This is a genomic window from Paenibacillus terrigena DSM 21567, from assembly GCF_000374845.1.
In the GTDB taxonomy this organism is placed as follows: domain Bacteria; phylum Bacillota; class Bacilli; order Paenibacillales; family Paenibacillaceae; genus Paenibacillus_K; species Paenibacillus_K terrigena.
The window spans coordinates 548,186-565,168 of the sequence record NZ_KB895413.1 but is presented as its reverse complement, the minus strand read 5'-3'; the positions used below and the strand labels follow the sequence as shown (position 1 = coordinate 565,168).

Genomic DNA, 16,983 nt, shown 5'->3' with positions numbered 1-16,983 from the left:
TTCATGACAATCAGTCTTATACTGCTGCTCACAGCGTATACGACCGGTTGCTCCCGGCAGCCTAGCAAAAACACCAATGATAAATATCAAGGTGACACTGAAAATCTGATTTATTACACGATTGGAGAGCCTGACAAGGATCTGCAGCTCGTAAATGATAAAATCAATGAAATCATGGCTCGTAAAATTGGCGTGACGGTCACCTATATCAAGGTAGGTTGGCAGGAGTATGAAGATCGGCTGAACACACTTATATCAGCAGGAAGTCCTTTCGACATTGCTTTTGCACCCAATTATGCAACCACCGCTATGCGCGGCGCATGGCTGAGACTTGATGACTATCTTACGAGTCTGGGTAAGGATTTGTACGACACCATTGACCCAACCTTTTGGCAAGGAGTACGAATGAATGATGGAGGCATTTATGGTGTACCGACCAATAAAGAGCTGGCCGTGCGTGATCATTGGATGTACCCTGCTTCAATCGTGAAAAAGTACAATATCGATATTACCAAATACAATACGCTGGAATCGCTTGAACCGTTGCTCCGGATGATTCAACAGAATGAGCCTTCATATGTCCCTATGGAATTAGATCGGGATTCACAGAATTTCTTCGCTCTCTATGGCTATGAATATATTGTGAACCATAAAGTTCCCTTGATGGTGAAATCACTGGACCCTAACGCTAAGGTCGTGAATATCTTCGAAACAAAGGAAGCACGGCAGGTATTAAACACATTACGGCGTTATTATAAGGAGGGCTTCATTAACAAGGACGCCGCGCTGCGGGAGACTGGCGGACTTAAGCGTTGGGATAAAGTGTTCTGGAAGTCTTCAGGTGGTGGCCCACTCTCAGAGACGACTTGGAGTAAGGATCGCGGCTACAAGGTTGTATCGAATCCCGTAACCCCTAGCGTCGTCACCACGGAATCAGTCCGTGGAGGAATCATGGCTGTTAATGCTAATACCAAGCATCCCATTGCGTGTATTAAGTTTCTGAATCTACTCAATACCGACCCTGAAATACGAAATTTATTTAATTATGGTATTGAAGGAGTCCATTACACGTTAGATGAACATGGGCAAGTTGCCCCAATTCCCGGCAAAGACAGCCACGGAGACCCGATCCCGGATGCACCAGCAAGCTATGCAGGAGTACAATACACACTCGGCAACTGGTTTATCCTGAAAACCATGGGCGGTGATAACCCGGAACCCCTCGACAAATGGGATCAGTTCCGCAAATACAACGCTGAATTAATCAAGTCCACCGTTCTCGGCTTTACGCCTGATCTATCCAAGCTGACCGCCCAAACCGATAACATCGAGATGATTTGGAAGAAATACTATCCAAGCCTCATGACTGGTACCGTCGATGTTGACACGATCCTCCCTAAGTTTAACGAGGAGCTCAAGCAAGCAGGCATCGAAGAAGTACGGAAAGAAGTGCAGAAGCAGTTGGATGCGTGGCGGGGCGTAAAGAGGTAAGAGGTAAGAGGTAAGTGCTATAGCGGCTCCCTCCTCCCGCCAGCGGATCCGGGTATAGATCGTAAAATTCTCCCGTAAGCGGAACAAAGGGCTGCCACTTGGCAGCCCTTATGTATCGAACTATCGTGTCCTATTAGCTGAAGAAGTGACAGTTACTGTCGAGTATTTCCTGATGATATTTTATTATTGGAATGTGCAATATTATTAGTTCCCATCAAAATGATAAATTAGTTGTACAACGCCTGAGGAGAACGTTCTTGTATTAACCATTTTTAAATTCAACCGCTGTTTTATATCCACAAACAGCGGTTTCCCTTCTCCCAAAACAACAGGGTGAACAGATAATCTAAATTCATCAACAAGTCCTAAATTGATAAAAGTTGTAATAAGGCTTGCTCCACCATATAGCCAGATGTCTTTACCAGGCTTATTCTTTAATTTTATTACTTCTTCAAGAATATTATCGTTTATGAATATTGCTTTACTATCCGTCCCTTTTTGCGTTCTGGAAAACACATATTTTTCTTTACTATGAACTAACCCCCACATTTCTTTTTCATTACCAGAATGTTCCATTTCTGTTGTAAATTGTCCCCATACATCATAGCTTTTCCGCCCATATAGAATCGTGTCAATTTGATTTAAGAAATCAATAAACCCCATATCAGCGTCCATAATGCACCAATCAACTTCACCATTTTTCCCTTCGATAAAACCATCTAAAGTAACGGCTAGATCCAGAATTATTTTTCGTTTCATGAGTGGTTACTCCTTTCGTTGATCTACCACCTATTATAGACCTTTAATATGTCACCTTGTGTCATATTAATAACTGAAAGGGTATCTTTGCAACTATGCTGCCCGTTACTTCAACAAGCAAAAAGGAGCTGCCTCCAAGCAAGCTCCTCAACTCTCGTTCCCCGTTTTAGTTCTCCATTTCTTTTATCCCGACTGTACCGACAAGTCCTTTCCAAAATCGAGGAATTCCACTTTTTGAGCGAATTTTGATTCTAACAGGCAGAATGGCGGAGGCGTTGATCCGAAATATGGCATCAGAGAAGACGGGAGCCGACGGCCAGCTGATAACCGAGCCGACCGTCTTCAGTAGGGGATAATCGGAGCGTGTGTTCCTAGAGTAGGCGGAGGATATCGCCCTATATATCTCCGGATTCTGCAAGCACCGGATAAGGAAACAAATCCACGATTCGGAAGCTTTGACCGTTTTCGTTCGTAAACACCACATGTTCTCGCCTTAATTCGCGGGGACTCTCTAAGCCGCAGGCGGCAGCCAGCGAAAACAAGCCTTCCCTCATCTGAAGAATATAGTTCATTACGCGCCACTGTTTCTCTTCGGGCGCCAGTGCCTCTTGATACTTAGAATCCGTAGTCGTAATCCCTGTTGGGCACTTGCCCGTATGACATTGCAGAGCCATGATGCAGCCGTTCGCCATCATAAAGCCGCGTGCAGAGTTGACGCAGTCCGCGCCCAGCGCCAGGGCGATTGCCACTTTGTCAGGCGTAATGAGTTTGCCGGAAGCGAAGATTTTGAAACGCTCGCGCACGCCGAATTTCCTTGCGATGTCGTCAAGGATGAGCAACGCGTTAAAGAGCGGCAATCCCATGCCATCTGCCATTGCTTTGAACGTAGCTCCAGAACCTCCCTCGGAACCGTCTACGGTAATAAAATCCGGGAAAATCTCTAGCTCAACCATAGTCTGAAAAAACGGCTCGAGCCGTTTCGGATCGCCGACAACGATTTTGATGCCCACGGGTTTGCCGCCTTCTTCTTGCAAGGTGCTTATGAAACGAAGGGCTTCCTCTGGATTGGTTAGAAATTCGAACCGGTTCGGTGAATTCACTGTTTTCCCGATAGGCACTAAACGAGCTGCAGCGACTTTTTCGGTGACCTTAGATCCTTCGAGGTGCCCGCCGCGTATTTTGGCACCCTGATGAAATTTCAGTTCGAACGCCTTAATGTTCGGGATGCTAGCTTTGTGCTTGAATACTTCAATGGAGAAGCGGCCAGTGTCATCACGGAAGCCGAACAAGCCTGGCCCGATTTGCGAGACGATATCGACGCCTGTGGCAAGATGTACATCCGCAACTCCTCCTTCACCTGTATTGATCCATGAGCCGCCTGCCATGAATGCGCCACTTCCGGTAGACTGAATATAATGCTCACCTACTGCTCCGTAGGAAGTAGCTGAAGCGCCGAACATGCCTTTGAGCCGCCATGGGTGTTCACTGTTTTCGCCGACCATAATGACATCATCGTCATGTAGAAGCCATAGTTTGACCTGTTCTTCTACGTATTTTTCCTTCCTTGTAAACAGCCCTTCGTCGGTAATGACATATTTCTTTCCTGGTACGAGGACTTCGTTATCCACCCTTAGCTCGCTTGTCAATTTCGTGAACATGGCATTGGATAAATAGAAGCCGGGCTTTTCATAATCGCGCCTGCCGCCGAAGGAGATAAGATCCGTCCGGTATTTCGCAGCATATACGAGACCGACAAAGTCGGCCCGCGAGAACGGCTTCCCTTCCGTATCGCTGTCAAACCAATATTGACGGAACTCAGGCCCCAACTTTTCAAGCAAATAACGTACCCAGCCAAGAAACGGGTGTGAGCGAATGATGGAATGCTTCGGTTTTTTGGATAAGGCATACATATAACCGATAAAAATGATCGGCGGCAGTATAATGATAACAAGCAGTAGAACCAGCAGGACAATTTGTAACACTGTATTGACCTCCCCGTAATGATAATCGTACATAGAACATTGTACCACTAATTTCCAATTATAATTCTGTTATATATAGTAATCGATCAGAAACGTACCGAATAAAACATTGCTATATTGGAACAGGATGCCGGTGAATGTACCTTCAGAATTAAACGTTCAGATGGATCACATCTTCCTCTATTAAAAACTTCAGAATACGCTTTTGGATACGATGCCCTAAACTACTTGGCTTCAATCGATCAGATTGTTTTGCTAAGTATCCTTTAACAGCTGTAGAGTAACATCTGAAATATGGATTTCGCCAAGTTTATTAACCAACATTTTATACGCTTATCGGCTTCATACAGTTTCCACAATTGGCTTATATTCATAATAAAACCTCTCATTAGTCCTATTAAATCTAGGTTTTCTTCTAATGAGAGGTTTTAATCTGTTGTATTGAACTAGCGTACTCCGTTAGCTGAACAACATCTCCATGACTAGTGATACTTTTGTTAAATGAATCCAACCCAAGCCAGGGCCGTTAAAGAGGGTGTTTGTATAGTTCGATCACCATCTGCTCGGCGAATGCCGGGAGGCTATTTTATTATTTGAAGGCGCTGTAATCGTTGAAATAGTGCACTCCGTCGTGAGCGGTATCACCCGGTTTTGTTCTTCGATTGGTGTTGAACCAGAGTTTATCTCCGTTGGCGATTCCGACGCCCTCTATCTCAAAAAGGTCAGGGTATGCAGCGGACGTAATGCGGAATGACAGGTTATTATCTGTATTTTTTGTACCCGAGGCAGTAGATATATTACGATAAACAAGTACAATGCTGATGTTTTTATATGTCAGGGGAACATATATTGTGTCGTTATAATAACCAAAACCCTGGAAAGCATACGAGGTGATGTTAGATATGGTACTGCCGTTGACCCGTGCATCTTCAATATTTAGGTTAAAGCCATCGGTTACATTAATTGTACCGCTGTTTGCGGTCAGTGGGAGTGAACCCCTGTATAAGGTTCGTCCGGATTTGAAGAGAAAGTATATGCTGTTAGCGTCTTTGCTAGTAATTTTCACACCCGACATTGACTTGTCTACACCTTTGTATTTGATTGTGTAGTTACCAACTTTGTAATATGTCGTTCCTACATACTTCAGTTTCACGAGACTCATACTGCCGGCGTTCATGGTGACGACGAACATATAATAATTTCCGTCGATTGTGCTAAGCACCAAATCGTTGGCATGGCCCAAGTAGGTAGTATAAGATGTCCCATTATCACCGTTTGTCATGAGCATAGTGGTTCCATCGCTCATTTTGGTACGGTAAATGACTGCCTTAGTGTTGTCACTGTTGACTTTTACGGAATAGGTGTAGGTAGATCCCACTGCAAATCCCTGTGCGGCGTAAGAATTATTTGCATTGTCGAGCGTTGCGACGGTGGTGTAGGTGTTGAAATATGCTGCACTGGCTGTGATGGGAATCAACATCGCTGTGCAGAGGAAAAAGACTACAAATAGAGTAAAACGTTTCACCGTTCCTATTCTTCTTGTAAACATACTCTTCATACACTATACCTCCATACTTCAACATGTCCTGTTAAATATCCAATCGCACCACCAATTAATACACATGCAGCCATAATTAAACCAGCATTCATTCGTCATACACCCCAAATCACCGTTTTGTAAAATCACACCATACGCTTACCTCTAATTAATCCTCCCAACGCACTAAACTGCCCGTTAGCTCAACAACCTACGGATTTCTGCAACACAGAAATACTTTCCTGGAGGAACGCTTTATTTTTTTCAATTCCCCTGTTTTTACACCATACAACAGCGCTAAATGCGTCGTAAAAATCATAAAAGGGAAGTATTGTCTCCAACTCCATTAAGGGACGAATTGTTGAATACCCCTCTTTATACGAAACTCTACTTTGAGGATTTACTTCCCAAACATATCGATTAAGTTTTGTGAAATCTATTTCAGAGGATCCTCCCCGTGCACTCTCAAAGTCAATAATTCCAACGACTTCATTATTATTTGTAAGTATATTACCTGGTCGGAAATCCATATGTACGACACATGGTCCATCAGGATGAGGTAATACGGAGAAAGCACTCTCAAAGTGATTAATACATTTTTCAAAAAGCCCTCTCTCAAGGACTTCCTTACAAGGTTCTGTCAACTTTTCAAAGTTATTTTTTATGTAAAGTCTCCAATTGTTCTGATGAAGAAATTGAAAACCGTCTATTCCTTCAACACCATACCTCGGCATTTTAACATCATGCAACTTTGCATGATGTACTCCGATTTGAAATGCCAGTTCATCGTCAATATTACCTGTACACGGTATTCCTTGAATCTGAGATAAAAGTAAGGCACCAGAAATGAAGTCATCCCCACTCCAGAAGTCTAATACTTTTGGAACCGGTAATACCTCGCTCAACATTTCAAGCATACGATATTCACGATACAGTTTATCCCTATTATAAGGAATCTTCGCGTATACAGTTTCTCCACTGGTAAGATCCAATTTGTATACTTGTGAACTAAAGGACTCAGGAACATTATCTATACTTAAAACATTAAGGTTAAATCTTCTTATGATGGTTTGTATTAAGTTCAAATCGCACCTCACGTGTTTTGAATGATCTCTTAATTAGTTTACCTACCCTTTCTACATTATTTCAAAAAAATCCTGTCCGTTACTTCAATAAAGCAAAAAGGAGCGGCCTCCAAGTAATATGCAGGGGATTCCTTTCTATGTGACGAAATTATACTGCGATCATGCTAATTAAATTTTTTCAATGTGACCGTATGATTTTCAACATTGTACACGTCTTACATAAGGAAAACAGGAAGGGATGGATACCATGTCCGAATCTTACGATCCGATTATTGAAGAGACTCGAGCATTACATAAGAAATTCGAGGAGCTGATCGAGCCGCACCGCCCATCACTTTGGAGATATTGCCGTTATTTAACGGGTTCTCCTTGGGATGGAGAGGACCTATTTCAAGAAACGTTATTGAAAGCTTTTGCAACAATGGCCCAGATCTGGCACCCACTCGCATTAAAATCTTACTTGTTCCGAATTGCTACAAATACGAGAATTGACGGGCTTCGGAAGAAAAAGATATCAATGGATACGTATTCAGAACTGGACTCCAACGATTTTCCCGAAGAAGCGGTTGATCCGATGGAAATGATTGAGGCACTTGAAGTATTGGTCCAATATTTGCCGCAAAGGCAAATCGCTGTTTTCCTGCTCATGGAAGTATACGGATTTACCGCTTCCGACGTAGCCGGGATGGTACGAATGACCGAAGGATCAGTCTATGCAGCTCTTAGCCGTGCGAGAGCCAATATCCGCAAGCAACGCAACATATTACCGGATCAAATTCACCTAGAAAATATTGAATCAAACGCTTTGTTACTCGATACCTTACTTCAGGCAATGAGAACCGGCGATGTGGACAGTATTCTTGGAATGTTTGAGGAAAGTATTCATAATGATGCAAAACCCGGATTTCAGGAATATTCGAAGAGAGAAATGCTTAATGGTTCTTTCAAACACAGAGGGCCGGTTTTGCATGTTTCGTTGGAACTTTTGTGGGGCCGGAAAGTATTCGTGGTATTGGCTGAAACCGAACAAGGGCTTGCTCTTCACGATATTCGTGAATTTGATTTCGAAAGCAATCAGATTGTGTATCATCGAGGTTATTATTTTTGCAAAGACTTGTTGCTCGAAGCAGGGAAAACACTTGGCGTACCGGTGCAGCTGCAGAAAGCTCCAAACCTAGATTGGCGCGAGTAAAGCAGTCTTTTAAGCTCAAAACAAGGAGGAAGACCACAATGATGAGACCTGTAGAAAGTAAGAATCCCATTCGTAGTCAGATCAGTTCCGTAATTCTATGGTCCAGAAATCTGGATAATTCGGCAGAGCAGTACAGCAGGCTATTTAACCTTTCAAGCGAGCAACAGGAGCGTTTCGGTCACATGCATATCCTGCATTTGCCGAACGGAACGGACGTTATGATCGATGCCAATGGAATGGACAATGTTCCAATTCCAGATAAGGCTCCGCCGCTTTGCTTCGTACCCGCTGATGATATTGATGAAGCGGCTGCTTTAATAGAAAGTTTGGGATTCCAAATCATTTATGGTGGGATCATCCGGAACGAGTTCGTATCTTTCTTCAATATGCGTGATGATGATTTTAATGTGATTACGGTATGCCAGAACCATAAATGATAAGGGATTAAGGAGCAGGTTGCCTCAAAGTCATCCGAGATGACGTTTGAGGCAGCCTCTTTAGTGTTAACTTGATTTTTATTTTTGTTTGTAAGGTTTAGGATTCTTATATTTTAGTTCCGGATGCTTTTTAAGTAATTTTTCAGCCTTTGCAAGTTCGGACTCAGGAATCAAACCTTGATTGTAATCGGCAATGATCGTGAAACATCAAATTAGATTCCTTTTTCCCGCATTTTCGCTGTGACTATTTCCATCCTGTCATCAATATCTGTGCCGCTGAATTTCTGAAGTCGCATTTCGCCCACGATTTTTCCGTCGCGCATAAACATAATTCGTTCTGTCCGCGCTGCAATCTTTGCATCGTGAGTTACGAGCATAACCGCAGTACCTTCCGCGTTGATTTCGGAAAAGATGTCCATGATCTCCTGCGCAGATTTTGAGTTAAGTGCGCCAGTCGGCTCATCACCGAAAATAACTTTCGGATTGCTCATAAGCGCGCGACATATTCCCGCACGCTGAAGCTGACCTCCCGATACCTGTGTAATGTTGCGCTTTTCAAGCTCCGCAATGCCTGTCCTTTTCATAAGCGCTCTTGCCTTCTCCGTTATTTTTGCAGCGTTTTTTCTGTTACCGCGCATGGATGGAAGAATGATGTTGTCGAGGATATTCAGATTTTTTAGCATCGTTGGCTGCTGAAAAACAAATCCCATTTTTGTTCTGCGTATATCTGCAAGCTCATTCTCCCCGAGCGCCGATAAATCCTTGCTGTCAAAAACGATCTTTCCGCTATTAACGTCATCCGTTCCGCTCAGCGCAAACATCAACGTCGATTTTCCCGAGCCCGAAGGTCCCATAACCGCAACGAACTCGCCCTCGTTTATTTCAACGGACACTCCGTCGAGAACATTGCGCTTCTCATCGCCCTCGCCGAAAGATTTTACGATATGATCACCGATAATAATCTTCTTCATATGCCTACTCCTTTATATGTTCGGGAATTTTAATTTGTCCTGCGCCCGATGTGCCGATCATGGTTGCGATAAGTACCGAGCCTATCATCATCAGCGGACTAAGCAGATACGCCGAAAGCGGATTGACCGCAAAATGAAATGTCGACGCTCCAAACGTGGAGATGACCGCGCCCGCGAGCATCTCTCCGAGCGTGTTCGCCAGAAGCGTGCCGAGAACAATTCCGACAATCAGAACGAATACCGAACGCGAAACATACTGCGCCGTAATATCCGAGTTAGTAAAACCGAACGCTTTCATGACGGCAATGGAATACCTGTCTTTTGCGACAAGCATTTTCATAAACAACAGTGTAACCAATACCGTTATCATCAGTGCAACAGCAATTGCGGCATTAGAGGCCTTTTTGACGGAGCTTATTGTCGAGCCGAATGTCTGTGCAACAAATTTATCAATGTCTGAAACTTTTGCAAAAACAAACCTATCCCCATATTCCGAAGTTTTTTCGTCGACAAGAGATGGATCCGAAAGCTCCGCGCAGATAACAAACCACATGATGTTGGCCGAATTGTCGGTGAAAACAGCCTTTGCGGTTTTCCCGCCGTTAGTGATGTCGGAATAAATTCCGCTTACCGTGAGATTTTTCTCCTTCCCCTGAATGACCAGAGGAATGACTTCGCCAACTTTTTTGCTCAACTCATCGGCGTTCAAAGCCGAAAGCGCAATTTCGTCTTCTGCGGCGGGCGCTCTGCCCTGGGAATATTCTATAGGGAATATCGAATGGTCGCCGAGCTCAATTTTTATATTTTCTTCCGACCCGTCCGCCGTCTTTGCTTTGAAAGTTTTTGTTGTAAGCACGGCATACTGTGAAATGGCACTGTCGCTTTTCATCGTCTTTAATATTTCAGCGGCTTGTTCAGATATATTGTCGGTCTGCTGAATGTCAATACGCATATCGTAGTTTCCTATCCCCATATAGTTGATGAAGCTTTTTGAGGAAATCGTGTTGTAGAGGTTCTGAGGAACAATCATGATAAATGCCGAAATCACCAGCACCGCAAGCATTGTAGCATAAAGTCTTTTCCTTGCGAGAACATCCTTGATACCGAGAAAAATATTCGTGCCAAAAAGCCTGTTTCCGCTTAGGGAAAAACGATTTGCACCTGCGGTTTTTTCCTGTGAAGTGCCAAAGCGTATGGCTTCCGCAGCGGATATTTTCCGAAAACGTCTCAGCACTCCGCTTACATAAGCAATAATTGCAAGGAATACAAGCAGTATGCCGATTATTCCGAAAGCCACGGCAAAAGAAGAATTATCGCTTTCACCCATATAAAGCCGTATATTTTCGAGAAGCATGCCTTTGAATACGAACGAGAGTGCAAAACCGAGAATACAGCCTGCCGCCGCAATAGCCGCGTATTTGGCAAGATAAATCTTCTTTATGTCGGAAACACGCAGCCCTATTGCCTTCATAACGCCTATTTCGCGGTAGTCGTCTTCGATCTTCGCAAGCAGCGTAAAGCGTATGCACATAAATGCGATAGCAACGACAAGCACGCTAACAAGAAGGATTACCCCAATCATCATCCCGTCGGAAATTGCGTTGATCGTTTTGAAAAGCGGATATGTAATCGTTGGTCCGTTCGCTTCAAGTCCTGCGGAGGCATAAGCGGTTTCGAATGCGCCGAGTGCCGACAAATCCTTTAACCTGAACTCAATCAGATACTCCATACTTCCAAGGTTTTTAATTTCCGCGTAATCATTTCTACTTACAAGAAATCTCTTTGAGGAAGAGAGCGTGGAATTCATCTGCGAATCGCGGAGAAATCCCGCAACGGTAAATTCCTTCCCGCTTATTACTGCCTTGTCGCCGACCTTTGTGGTGTTATCCCTCATATAATTTATTGGAACATAAAGCTCGCCGTCGGATACGTTTATGATGTTTCCGTCAAGATCAAGAAGATAATCGAATTTTTCGCTCTGGAAGCTGAATCCGTTATCCTGAACATTATCCGCAAGCGAATTATCGCCTAATATAATCCGCGCGCCGTCCATATTGAGGAATTCTAGCACCTGAAATTCATCGACATTGCTGTTCTGCTCCGCAAATTCCGTTAGTCGATCAGTATCCATTTCACCCGAATGCATCTGCATAAAATGCGGAGTTTCTGCCCGCGTCATAAGCGTATCTATCGCGCCCGATAGATTGACGACGAGTATCACCGCGAGAGAAACAAGCATCGCCGCGGCAGCAACAAATATCATGGTTGTCAACGTGATCAGTTTGCTTTTTGATATGTCATTGCGAATTATTCTGAAATACATAAGTCACCTCTGTATTCAAGCTTTTTAACCGATTTTAAGTTATACAGAATGACCGAAGTCACACATAACAGCATCCCAGCGATGATAATGAGAAATCCCGTTCCTCTGCCATTGCCCGTGCCGATGACCTTTCCCACACTGTCAGCAAGCACGCCACCTTCAACGAATAAAGGAGTGAACACATAATCCGCCAGCACACCCGAAAGTGCATAAGCGGCAACAAATCCAAGCTGAGAAATGATTCCGATAAGTGCCCACGCTCTGCCCTGAACGGAATTATCAATGTTGGTGCGAACAAGAAAATCCAGACTTACGTTTGCAAACGGCATCATTGCAAAAAAGAGAAATCCCGAAATACAGATCAAGATAATATTTTCGCGGAATCCGAACGCTGCCATAAATATTCCTACACAAAACAGCGAAATCGAAAGGATTTTCACATAGCCTTTTTTTATTGGAAGAAATCCTATAATCACACTGGATACGAGCATTCCCGAAGCGACAATGGTTTCAAGCGTTCCTACGACGGAGCTGTCCGTAAAAGTAAGCAACATCGGTATGGAAAGTGTTTCAATAACTCCAAGGAAAAATGTCAGCACCGATGTCATGATCACAAGAACAAGCACACCTCTGTTTTCAGAAACTGCGCTCCAACCGTCTCTGAATTCGTGGATAAATGATTTTGCCTGTGCGATTGTCTTGGAAGCAAGACCACTGCGTACAGCAAGAGTCGTAGTAACGGTGACAAAAAAAGTGCAAATGTCAATGACAAGCAATAGCTTTATATCCGAAACAGTAAGCAAAAATCCCGCTATTACAGGAGAGATCAAAAATTTGGCCGAGCCCGCCACCTGGACAAGACCGCTTGCCTTCGTGTACTGCTCCTCGGTAAGTAAATCTGTAACCGTAGCTTTGTAGGCGGGTTCAAGCAGCGATGCAAACACCGAGCTTATTGTAACTCCCACACAAATTTGCCATAGCTGTGCTTCTCCGCGAAGCATACAAATTAGGATGAATACAAGTCCTATCGCGGAAAGACCGTCACCTAACACCATTAATAGTCTACGATCATAGCGGTCCGCAAGCACTCCCGCAAAGGCGCTTAAGAGAAGCGAAGGCATGAACGCAAGCAAGGTTACAAGTGCCATTGCCGATGCCATTCCCGTCTGCTGGTAAACATAAATCCCCAGCCCGAACGACGTAAGCCCGCTTCCTATTGCTGAAATAAGCTGTCCCGACCACAAGAGAAGAAATTTTCTAAAAGATTTTCCTGACTTATTCATCGCTGCTTCCATCACCTCTACCAAACATCTGCATAGTCTCCATAAGACTTCCGCTTTCTGCACCGAGCAGCCTTTCTACGTTGCAAACAAACGCCAGCATTCGTGAACCGCGCTCCTCGTTCGTCATTGTAACCATATCATCATCAAAAACGGTATTCGCATAGATCACAACCATCTCCATGCATTCATACGGAAACGGTGTGCTGAACATTCCCTGCTCAATGCCCTCGCGGATGATTCCCGTTAGTATCGGCGGAAGTCCGTTGATGATGACCTTTTGTATTTTCTGATGCATAAGCGCGTTCTGCGGCTTGTGAATGTGGTCCATAATTTCCTTGCTGCTTCCGCCACTTATGTTCAGTGCCATTACAGCGCGGATCACGCGCTCGATTACGGGTATGCTTTTATCTACAGCGATTTCCTGCGCCGCACCTAAAATACGGACATTATACCGCTCAATCAGCGCGTCCATAATATCCTCCTTCGACTTGAAGTGGTAATAAAGCGTTCCCCGCGCAATTCCGACCTTTTCGAGAATATCGTTTGTACTTGTGCCGTCAAAGCCCTTCTGACCGAAAAGCTCATCCGCCGCGTCAAGTATTTCGTTCCTGCGTTCCTCCGCTTCTTTTACAACTCTCATTTTTACATCTCCAATCTATAGACCGACTGCCTGTCGGTTATATATTAACATACTTTTGGTTAAAAATAAAGTTCGATTAACAATCTACTAGAAAAGGTTCCATGCTAAAGAGCGACAAAGAAAATCAATATTTTAATATATAATTTTATTTAAGATATCAAACCGCTTATAACTGCACGTTCGCTAATAAAACAAGGAGCAGATGGCGCGGCGCTCTGATCCTTGTTTTGATTAACTATCGTGTCTTGATGTATCATGCTTGAGTTTTTCGACGGTACCCCTCATCTAGGATTTGTTTCAGGCCTTGAGTCCTTTTGTTAATAAATGTGTTCCAAAATAGCTTTCCTTTCTCAGCCAGTTCCTCGTGTGAATAACTTCCTTCTCCAAACTTTCCCCAACAACCATCCTGAGTTAGTTTATCCCATCCTAAGTAATCTGCATAAAGACGGTTTTCTGAAGGTATATCTGAACCCATTGATATTGTTTTAACTAGTTCTGGGCAAAGCCACATCGCTGTACAAACGGACAATAGCCCACCGTGCATTTCGTTTAAGCCTTGTAACCCTGCCGTTTCAACTGCTTCTTCCCATGCACTATGATTGTTATGATTTGCGGAAATTAAGATAATCTGTGGGTACTTGTAATTCATATGCTTGACGAATGCTCCCTCCCAATATGAACCACCGTGTCCAGTGCAGACCAAAAACTTCTTAAAACCTTGTCTTATCAAGTTAATCATAACTTCTTCGAGCATGGCTGTTAATATATTGGGGCTTACCGTAACTGTTCCTTTGAAATTGGCATGTTCTTCAGAGGTATTAAACGGAATTGTAGGTAACACGTAAGCATTTAATTCTCTTCCATAAGCATCGGCGTATAGCTCTGCGATAAGCGTATCTAAATGCATTGGCAAATTAGGTCCAAACTGTTCCGTTGCTCCAACCGATAGAACAACTGTATCAATCCCACTATTTGAAATTTCCGTTGTCGTGTTCTTATAACTAAGCATAATAGCACTCCCTAAATACGTTCAATTTTTCTTGGCAAAAAGAACCGCCATTTTGTAACGGTTCCTTTTGGATTTTACCTATTATTTTTTTTTGCCCTAAAGATCACTTAATCCTTGTGCCTAATAACGGTCCCCGCAATAAAATCATAAATAGTTTGTCTATTTTTGTTCATTAAGGGACTTATCAGGTAAATAAACACCAGTCCATAAACCGCGATAAATAATGAATATATTAAATAATCTGGATAATCAGAAGGGATGACAATATGCCAAATGGTGAAATGAGCCAGTTCCCATGGGATGAATTTTATGGCAGAGCGTAAAAGAGAGTTTCCAAGTCCGATTGGTTGACCAATCACGTCCGTAACCACAATCCCCATTTTTTGTTTTCCCCATGTCGCATGCGATTTCGACCCCTCACTTAAGGCAAAATAAAGATATACAGGCAACGTAATCAATAGAAACCCTGTAATTTCTCCTGATAAAGGGCTTGCCCTAAACAGTGGAATCAGCAACGGTTTTACCAGAAAAGATACTCCGAACAACAGAAAGAGATAACCCAAAATGATAACATAATCCCACAAAAAGGCGATTAAGCGGGTGCTAACAGATACACTTTTTAGATTTTCATGCCTTTGTACCACTCTATCCCTCCTGACCTGAATGAGGAACATATCACTATTGTATTATTCGGGATTTTATTCAATTTTCCTGCCCGTTAGCGGGAAAAAGGCAGGCTTGCCAAACGATCTTACAGTTCATTAAGGGCACGCAGGATTGGTGCATGCTCGGCCGGTTTTCAGATAAGTATGAGGTATTCGTTGCGCTCCCACGAGTGTCTCATGGCCAATGACTCGTAATTATTGCGGTATTTTAATAACTTCCTTCCGAATTTCATCCTGTCGTGTCAGTGTGATTGTCCCGGAAGAGTCCTTCACCCCTCCTGCCACCTCACTTATAAAGCCTGTTTGGGTAGCTTTACCACCTATACTGATTTGGCCGGATTCCTCCCAACTGCTATCCCCCATAATGCCGTGGCTGTAGTATAAAAAGGATTTATTGATTTTCGGTGTCGGTCCTGTACGATCAATGAGATTATCCTTCAATAATTGCTGAATGGAATCCTCTCCGTTCTTATTGAGATGAGCCTGCCAGGTCGCCACGAGCAAATCGTCCTGATATTCAAAATGTGTTACCGTTTCATTCCCTTCAATTGCAAAAAATCGCAATACCTCTCCCTCGGGGAAGATGAAGGTCGTACTGTAGTCCTCGTGCGCATGCAAGGTTTGTAATGGCATATGCTCGTAGTGACCAAATCCTGAGTGCATCGCATCCATGACAAATTTTCTACTCGTCTGCAGGTCACCTGAATAAAGCGCGGCTTTTTGATTCTGATCCAGCGGTGACTGAATGGAGACCGTATTGTTGTTCCAATCGACCTTATAGCCATATCGCTCCGATACAAACCGAAGAGGAACATACACACGATTTTTGAAGGTTTTTACAGAAACATCCAAGTTGATCTTCTCTGATGAATCCCCTGTGCCTCCTTCTTTTCCAACTGAAGCTGTCTTTTTTCCTACGGTTAGCATAACGATCTCCGACCATTTGCGGACTGTCACGGTTTTGGATTTCTGATTCCAATCTACCGTGGCGCCTAGTGCTTCAGAGACTGCGCGGAGTGGAACCTGTACTCTGCCTTGATCGTAAATGGGCGGACTGTCGGTTGGTAATTGTTTATTTTTTACCGTAATGCATATTCCCCCCGTAGCGAATACAGTTGAACCGATAGATATTGCGCCAATCATTGCAAATGTATATAGCAACTTTTTCACTTGTGTTTATCCCCCATCGAATAAATGGAACGTCCCAGTTATCACATCAAATTGTGTCCAATCAGTCGATATATAGCGGTCTACGTTTAAATGTTAGACGTTAGATACATGAAAATGTTTCCAGAATAAACAAATTCAATCATACTACATTAACCAGCCAGTTAGCGTAAATAGGATACCGATCCATGCCGGCAGCCCCGTCTTCGTTACTTATTTGATCTCGTCTTCGTGTTTTCACCTGACGCGACAAAGATAGACTCTTGCCTGCGTATTATAATGACTGCTTACGGAATGACGAGCCAGAAGCCGGATACCGGTATGAATAAAACACCAATCAAGCTAAGTGCCAGCATGTGGACGCCGATGACTTTTGGTACATTCGTCCCTTTGACCCGAAGCCAGTTCATTAATGGGCAAGCATTTAATCGTTTCTCCTCTG

The 16,983-nt window shown here is 43.6% G+C and carries 15 protein-coding genes; 3 read left to right on the top strand and 12 right to left on the bottom strand.

All coding sequences use genetic code 11. The features are described 5' to 3' along the window. Nucleotides 1–3: 3 nt before the first annotated feature. Nucleotides 4–1,491 carry an ABC transporter substrate-binding protein gene (locus C558_RS0106805; protein ID WP_245583739.1) on the top strand — a complete coding sequence of 496 codons (1,488 nt, stop codon included), beginning with the start codon at nt 4–6 and terminating at the stop codon, nt 1,489–1,491. Nucleotides 1,492–1,695: 204 nt separating this feature from the next. Here C558_RS0106805 and C558_RS0106800 read toward each other — a convergent pair whose 3' ends face one another. The 4 genes from C558_RS0106800 to C558_RS0106785 form a co-directional block, all read right to left on the bottom strand. Continuing rightward, nucleotides 1,696–2,250, bottom strand: coding sequence for a dihydrofolate reductase family protein (locus C558_RS0106800; RefSeq protein WP_018755500.1), 555 nt, complete (start codon nt 2,248–2,250; stop codon nt 1,696–1,698). Between the two features lie 395 nt (nt 2,251–2,645). Continuing rightward, the gene (locus C558_RS0106795; RefSeq protein WP_051106836.1) at nt 2,646–4,265 is read right to left on the bottom strand and encodes an FMN-binding glutamate synthase family protein; all 1,620 of its coding nucleotides are present in this window, start codon (nt 4,263–4,265) and stop codon (nt 2,646–2,648) included. A gap of 556 nt (nt 4,266–4,821) precedes the next feature. After that, nucleotides 4,822–5,790 (bottom strand): hypothetical protein, encoded by a 969-nt coding sequence (locus C558_RS0106790; RefSeq protein ID WP_018755498.1) that lies wholly within the window; start codon nt 5,788–5,790, stop codon nt 4,822–4,824. Nucleotides 5,791–5,972: 182 nt separating this feature from the next. After that, nucleotides 5,973–6,854: a phosphotransferase family protein gene (locus C558_RS0106785; protein WP_018755497.1), complete on the bottom strand. Its 882-nt coding sequence runs from the start codon at nt 6,852–6,854 to the stop codon at nt 5,973–5,975. 238 nt (nt 6,855–7,092) lie between these two features. Here C558_RS0106785 and C558_RS0106780 point away from each other — a divergent pair, with 238 nt between their 5' ends. Both C558_RS0106780 and C558_RS0106775 read left to right on the top strand, forming a co-directional pair. Then, nucleotides 7,093–8,046 carry a sigma-70 family RNA polymerase sigma factor gene (locus C558_RS0106780; protein ID WP_026263770.1) on the top strand — a complete coding sequence of 318 codons (954 nt, stop codon included), beginning with the start codon at nt 7,093–7,095 and terminating at the stop codon, nt 8,044–8,046. Nucleotides 8,047–8,084: 38 nt separating this feature from the next. Beyond that, entirely contained in the window at nt 8,085–8,483 is a 399-nt protein-coding gene (locus C558_RS0106775; RefSeq protein WP_018755495.1) for a VOC family protein, read from the top strand. Between the two features lie 212 nt (nt 8,484–8,695). On the opposite strand, the gene C558_RS0106770 is transcribed toward C558_RS0106775, so the two are convergent. The 8 genes from C558_RS0106770 to C558_RS34615 all read right to left on the bottom strand — a co-directional run bounded on the left by C558_RS0106770 (nt 8,696) and on the right by C558_RS34615 (nt 16,951). Next, nucleotides 8,696–9,454 carry an ABC transporter ATP-binding protein gene (locus C558_RS0106770; RefSeq protein WP_018755494.1) on the bottom strand — a complete coding sequence of 253 codons (759 nt, stop codon included), beginning with the start codon at nt 9,452–9,454 and terminating at the stop codon, nt 8,696–8,698. Nucleotides 9,455–9,458: 4 nt separating this feature from the next. Then, entirely contained in the window at nt 9,459–11,777 is a 2,319-nt protein-coding gene (locus C558_RS0106765; RefSeq protein WP_018755493.1) for an ABC transporter permease, read from the bottom strand. After that, complete coding sequence (locus C558_RS0106760; RefSeq protein WP_018755492.1) at nt 11,762–13,060, bottom strand: MFS transporter; 1,299 nt, start codon at nt 13,058–13,060, stop codon at nt 11,762–11,764. The genes C558_RS0106765 and C558_RS0106760 overlap by 16 nt, the downstream gene beginning before the upstream one ends. Beyond that, nucleotides 13,053–13,700, bottom strand: a complete 648-nt coding sequence (locus C558_RS0106755; RefSeq protein WP_018755491.1) for a TetR/AcrR family transcriptional regulator — start codon at nt 13,698–13,700, stop codon at nt 13,053–13,055. Before C558_RS0106755 ends, C558_RS0106760 begins: the two co-directional genes overlap by 8 nt. Nucleotides 13,701–13,953: 253 nt before the next feature. After that, nucleotides 13,954–14,709 (bottom strand): creatininase family protein, encoded by a 756-nt coding sequence (locus C558_RS0106750; protein ID WP_018755490.1) that lies wholly within the window; start codon nt 14,707–14,709, stop codon nt 13,954–13,956. A gap of 107 nt (nt 14,710–14,816) precedes the next feature. After that, nucleotides 14,817–15,353, bottom strand: a complete 537-nt coding sequence (locus C558_RS0106745) for an RDD family protein (protein WP_018755489.1) — start codon at nt 15,351–15,353, stop codon at nt 14,817–14,819. 216 nt (nt 15,354–15,569) lie between these two features. Then, nucleotides 15,570–16,544, bottom strand: a complete 975-nt coding sequence (locus C558_RS0106740; protein WP_018755488.1) for a copper amine oxidase N-terminal domain-containing protein — start codon at nt 16,542–16,544, stop codon at nt 15,570–15,572. Between the two features lie 284 nt (nt 16,545–16,828). Further along, a complete protein-coding gene (locus tag C558_RS34615) occupies nt 16,829–16,951 on the bottom strand; it encodes a DUF6463 family protein (protein WP_018755487.1) in 123 nt (40 codons plus the stop codon). Nucleotides 16,952–16,983 lie beyond the last annotated feature (32 nt).

What these genes read in the sequence shown, in the direction of transcription:
- C558_RS0106760 (WP_018755492.1), bottom strand. Translation starts at nt 13,060, where the DNA reads ATGAATAAGTCAGGAAAATCTTTTAGAAAATTTCTTCTCTTGTGGTCG.
- C558_RS0106795 (WP_051106836.1), bottom strand. Translation starts at nt 4,265, where the DNA reads ATGTACGATTATCATTACGGGGAGGTCAATACAGTGTTACAAATTGTC.
- C558_RS0106780 (WP_026263770.1), top strand. Translation starts at nt 7,093, where the DNA reads ATGGATACCATGTCCGAATCTTACGATCCGATTATTGAAGAGACTCGA.
- C558_RS0106805 (WP_245583739.1), top strand. Translation starts at nt 4, where the DNA reads ATGACAATCAGTCTTATACTGCTGCTCACAGCGTATACGACCGGTTGC.
- C558_RS0106800 (WP_018755500.1), bottom strand. Translation starts at nt 2,250, where the DNA reads ATGAAACGAAAAATAATTCTGGATCTAGCCGTTACTTTAGATGGTTTT.
- C558_RS0106770 (WP_018755494.1), bottom strand. Translation starts at nt 9,454, where the DNA reads ATGAAGAAGATTATTATCGGTGATCATATCGTAAAATCTTTCGGCGAG.
- C558_RS0106755 (WP_018755491.1), bottom strand. Translation starts at nt 13,700, where the DNA reads ATGAGAGTTGTAAAAGAAGCGGAGGAACGCAGGAACGAAATACTTGAC.
- C558_RS0106775 (WP_018755495.1), top strand. Translation starts at nt 8,085, where the DNA reads ATGATGAGACCTGTAGAAAGTAAGAATCCCATTCGTAGTCAGATCAGT.
- C558_RS34615 (WP_018755487.1), bottom strand. Translation starts at nt 16,951, where the DNA reads ATGAACTGGCTTCGGGTCAAAGGGACGAATGTACCAAAAGTCATCGGC.
- C558_RS0106790 (WP_018755498.1), bottom strand. Translation starts at nt 5,790, where the DNA reads ATGAAGAGTATGTTTACAAGAAGAATAGGAACGGTGAAACGTTTTACT.
- C558_RS0106750 (WP_018755490.1), bottom strand. Translation starts at nt 14,709, where the DNA reads ATGCTTAGTTATAAGAACACGACAACGGAAATTTCAAATAGTGGGATT.
- C558_RS0106765 (WP_018755493.1), bottom strand. Translation starts at nt 11,777, where the DNA reads ATGTATTTCAGAATAATTCGCAATGACATATCAAAAAGCAAACTGATC.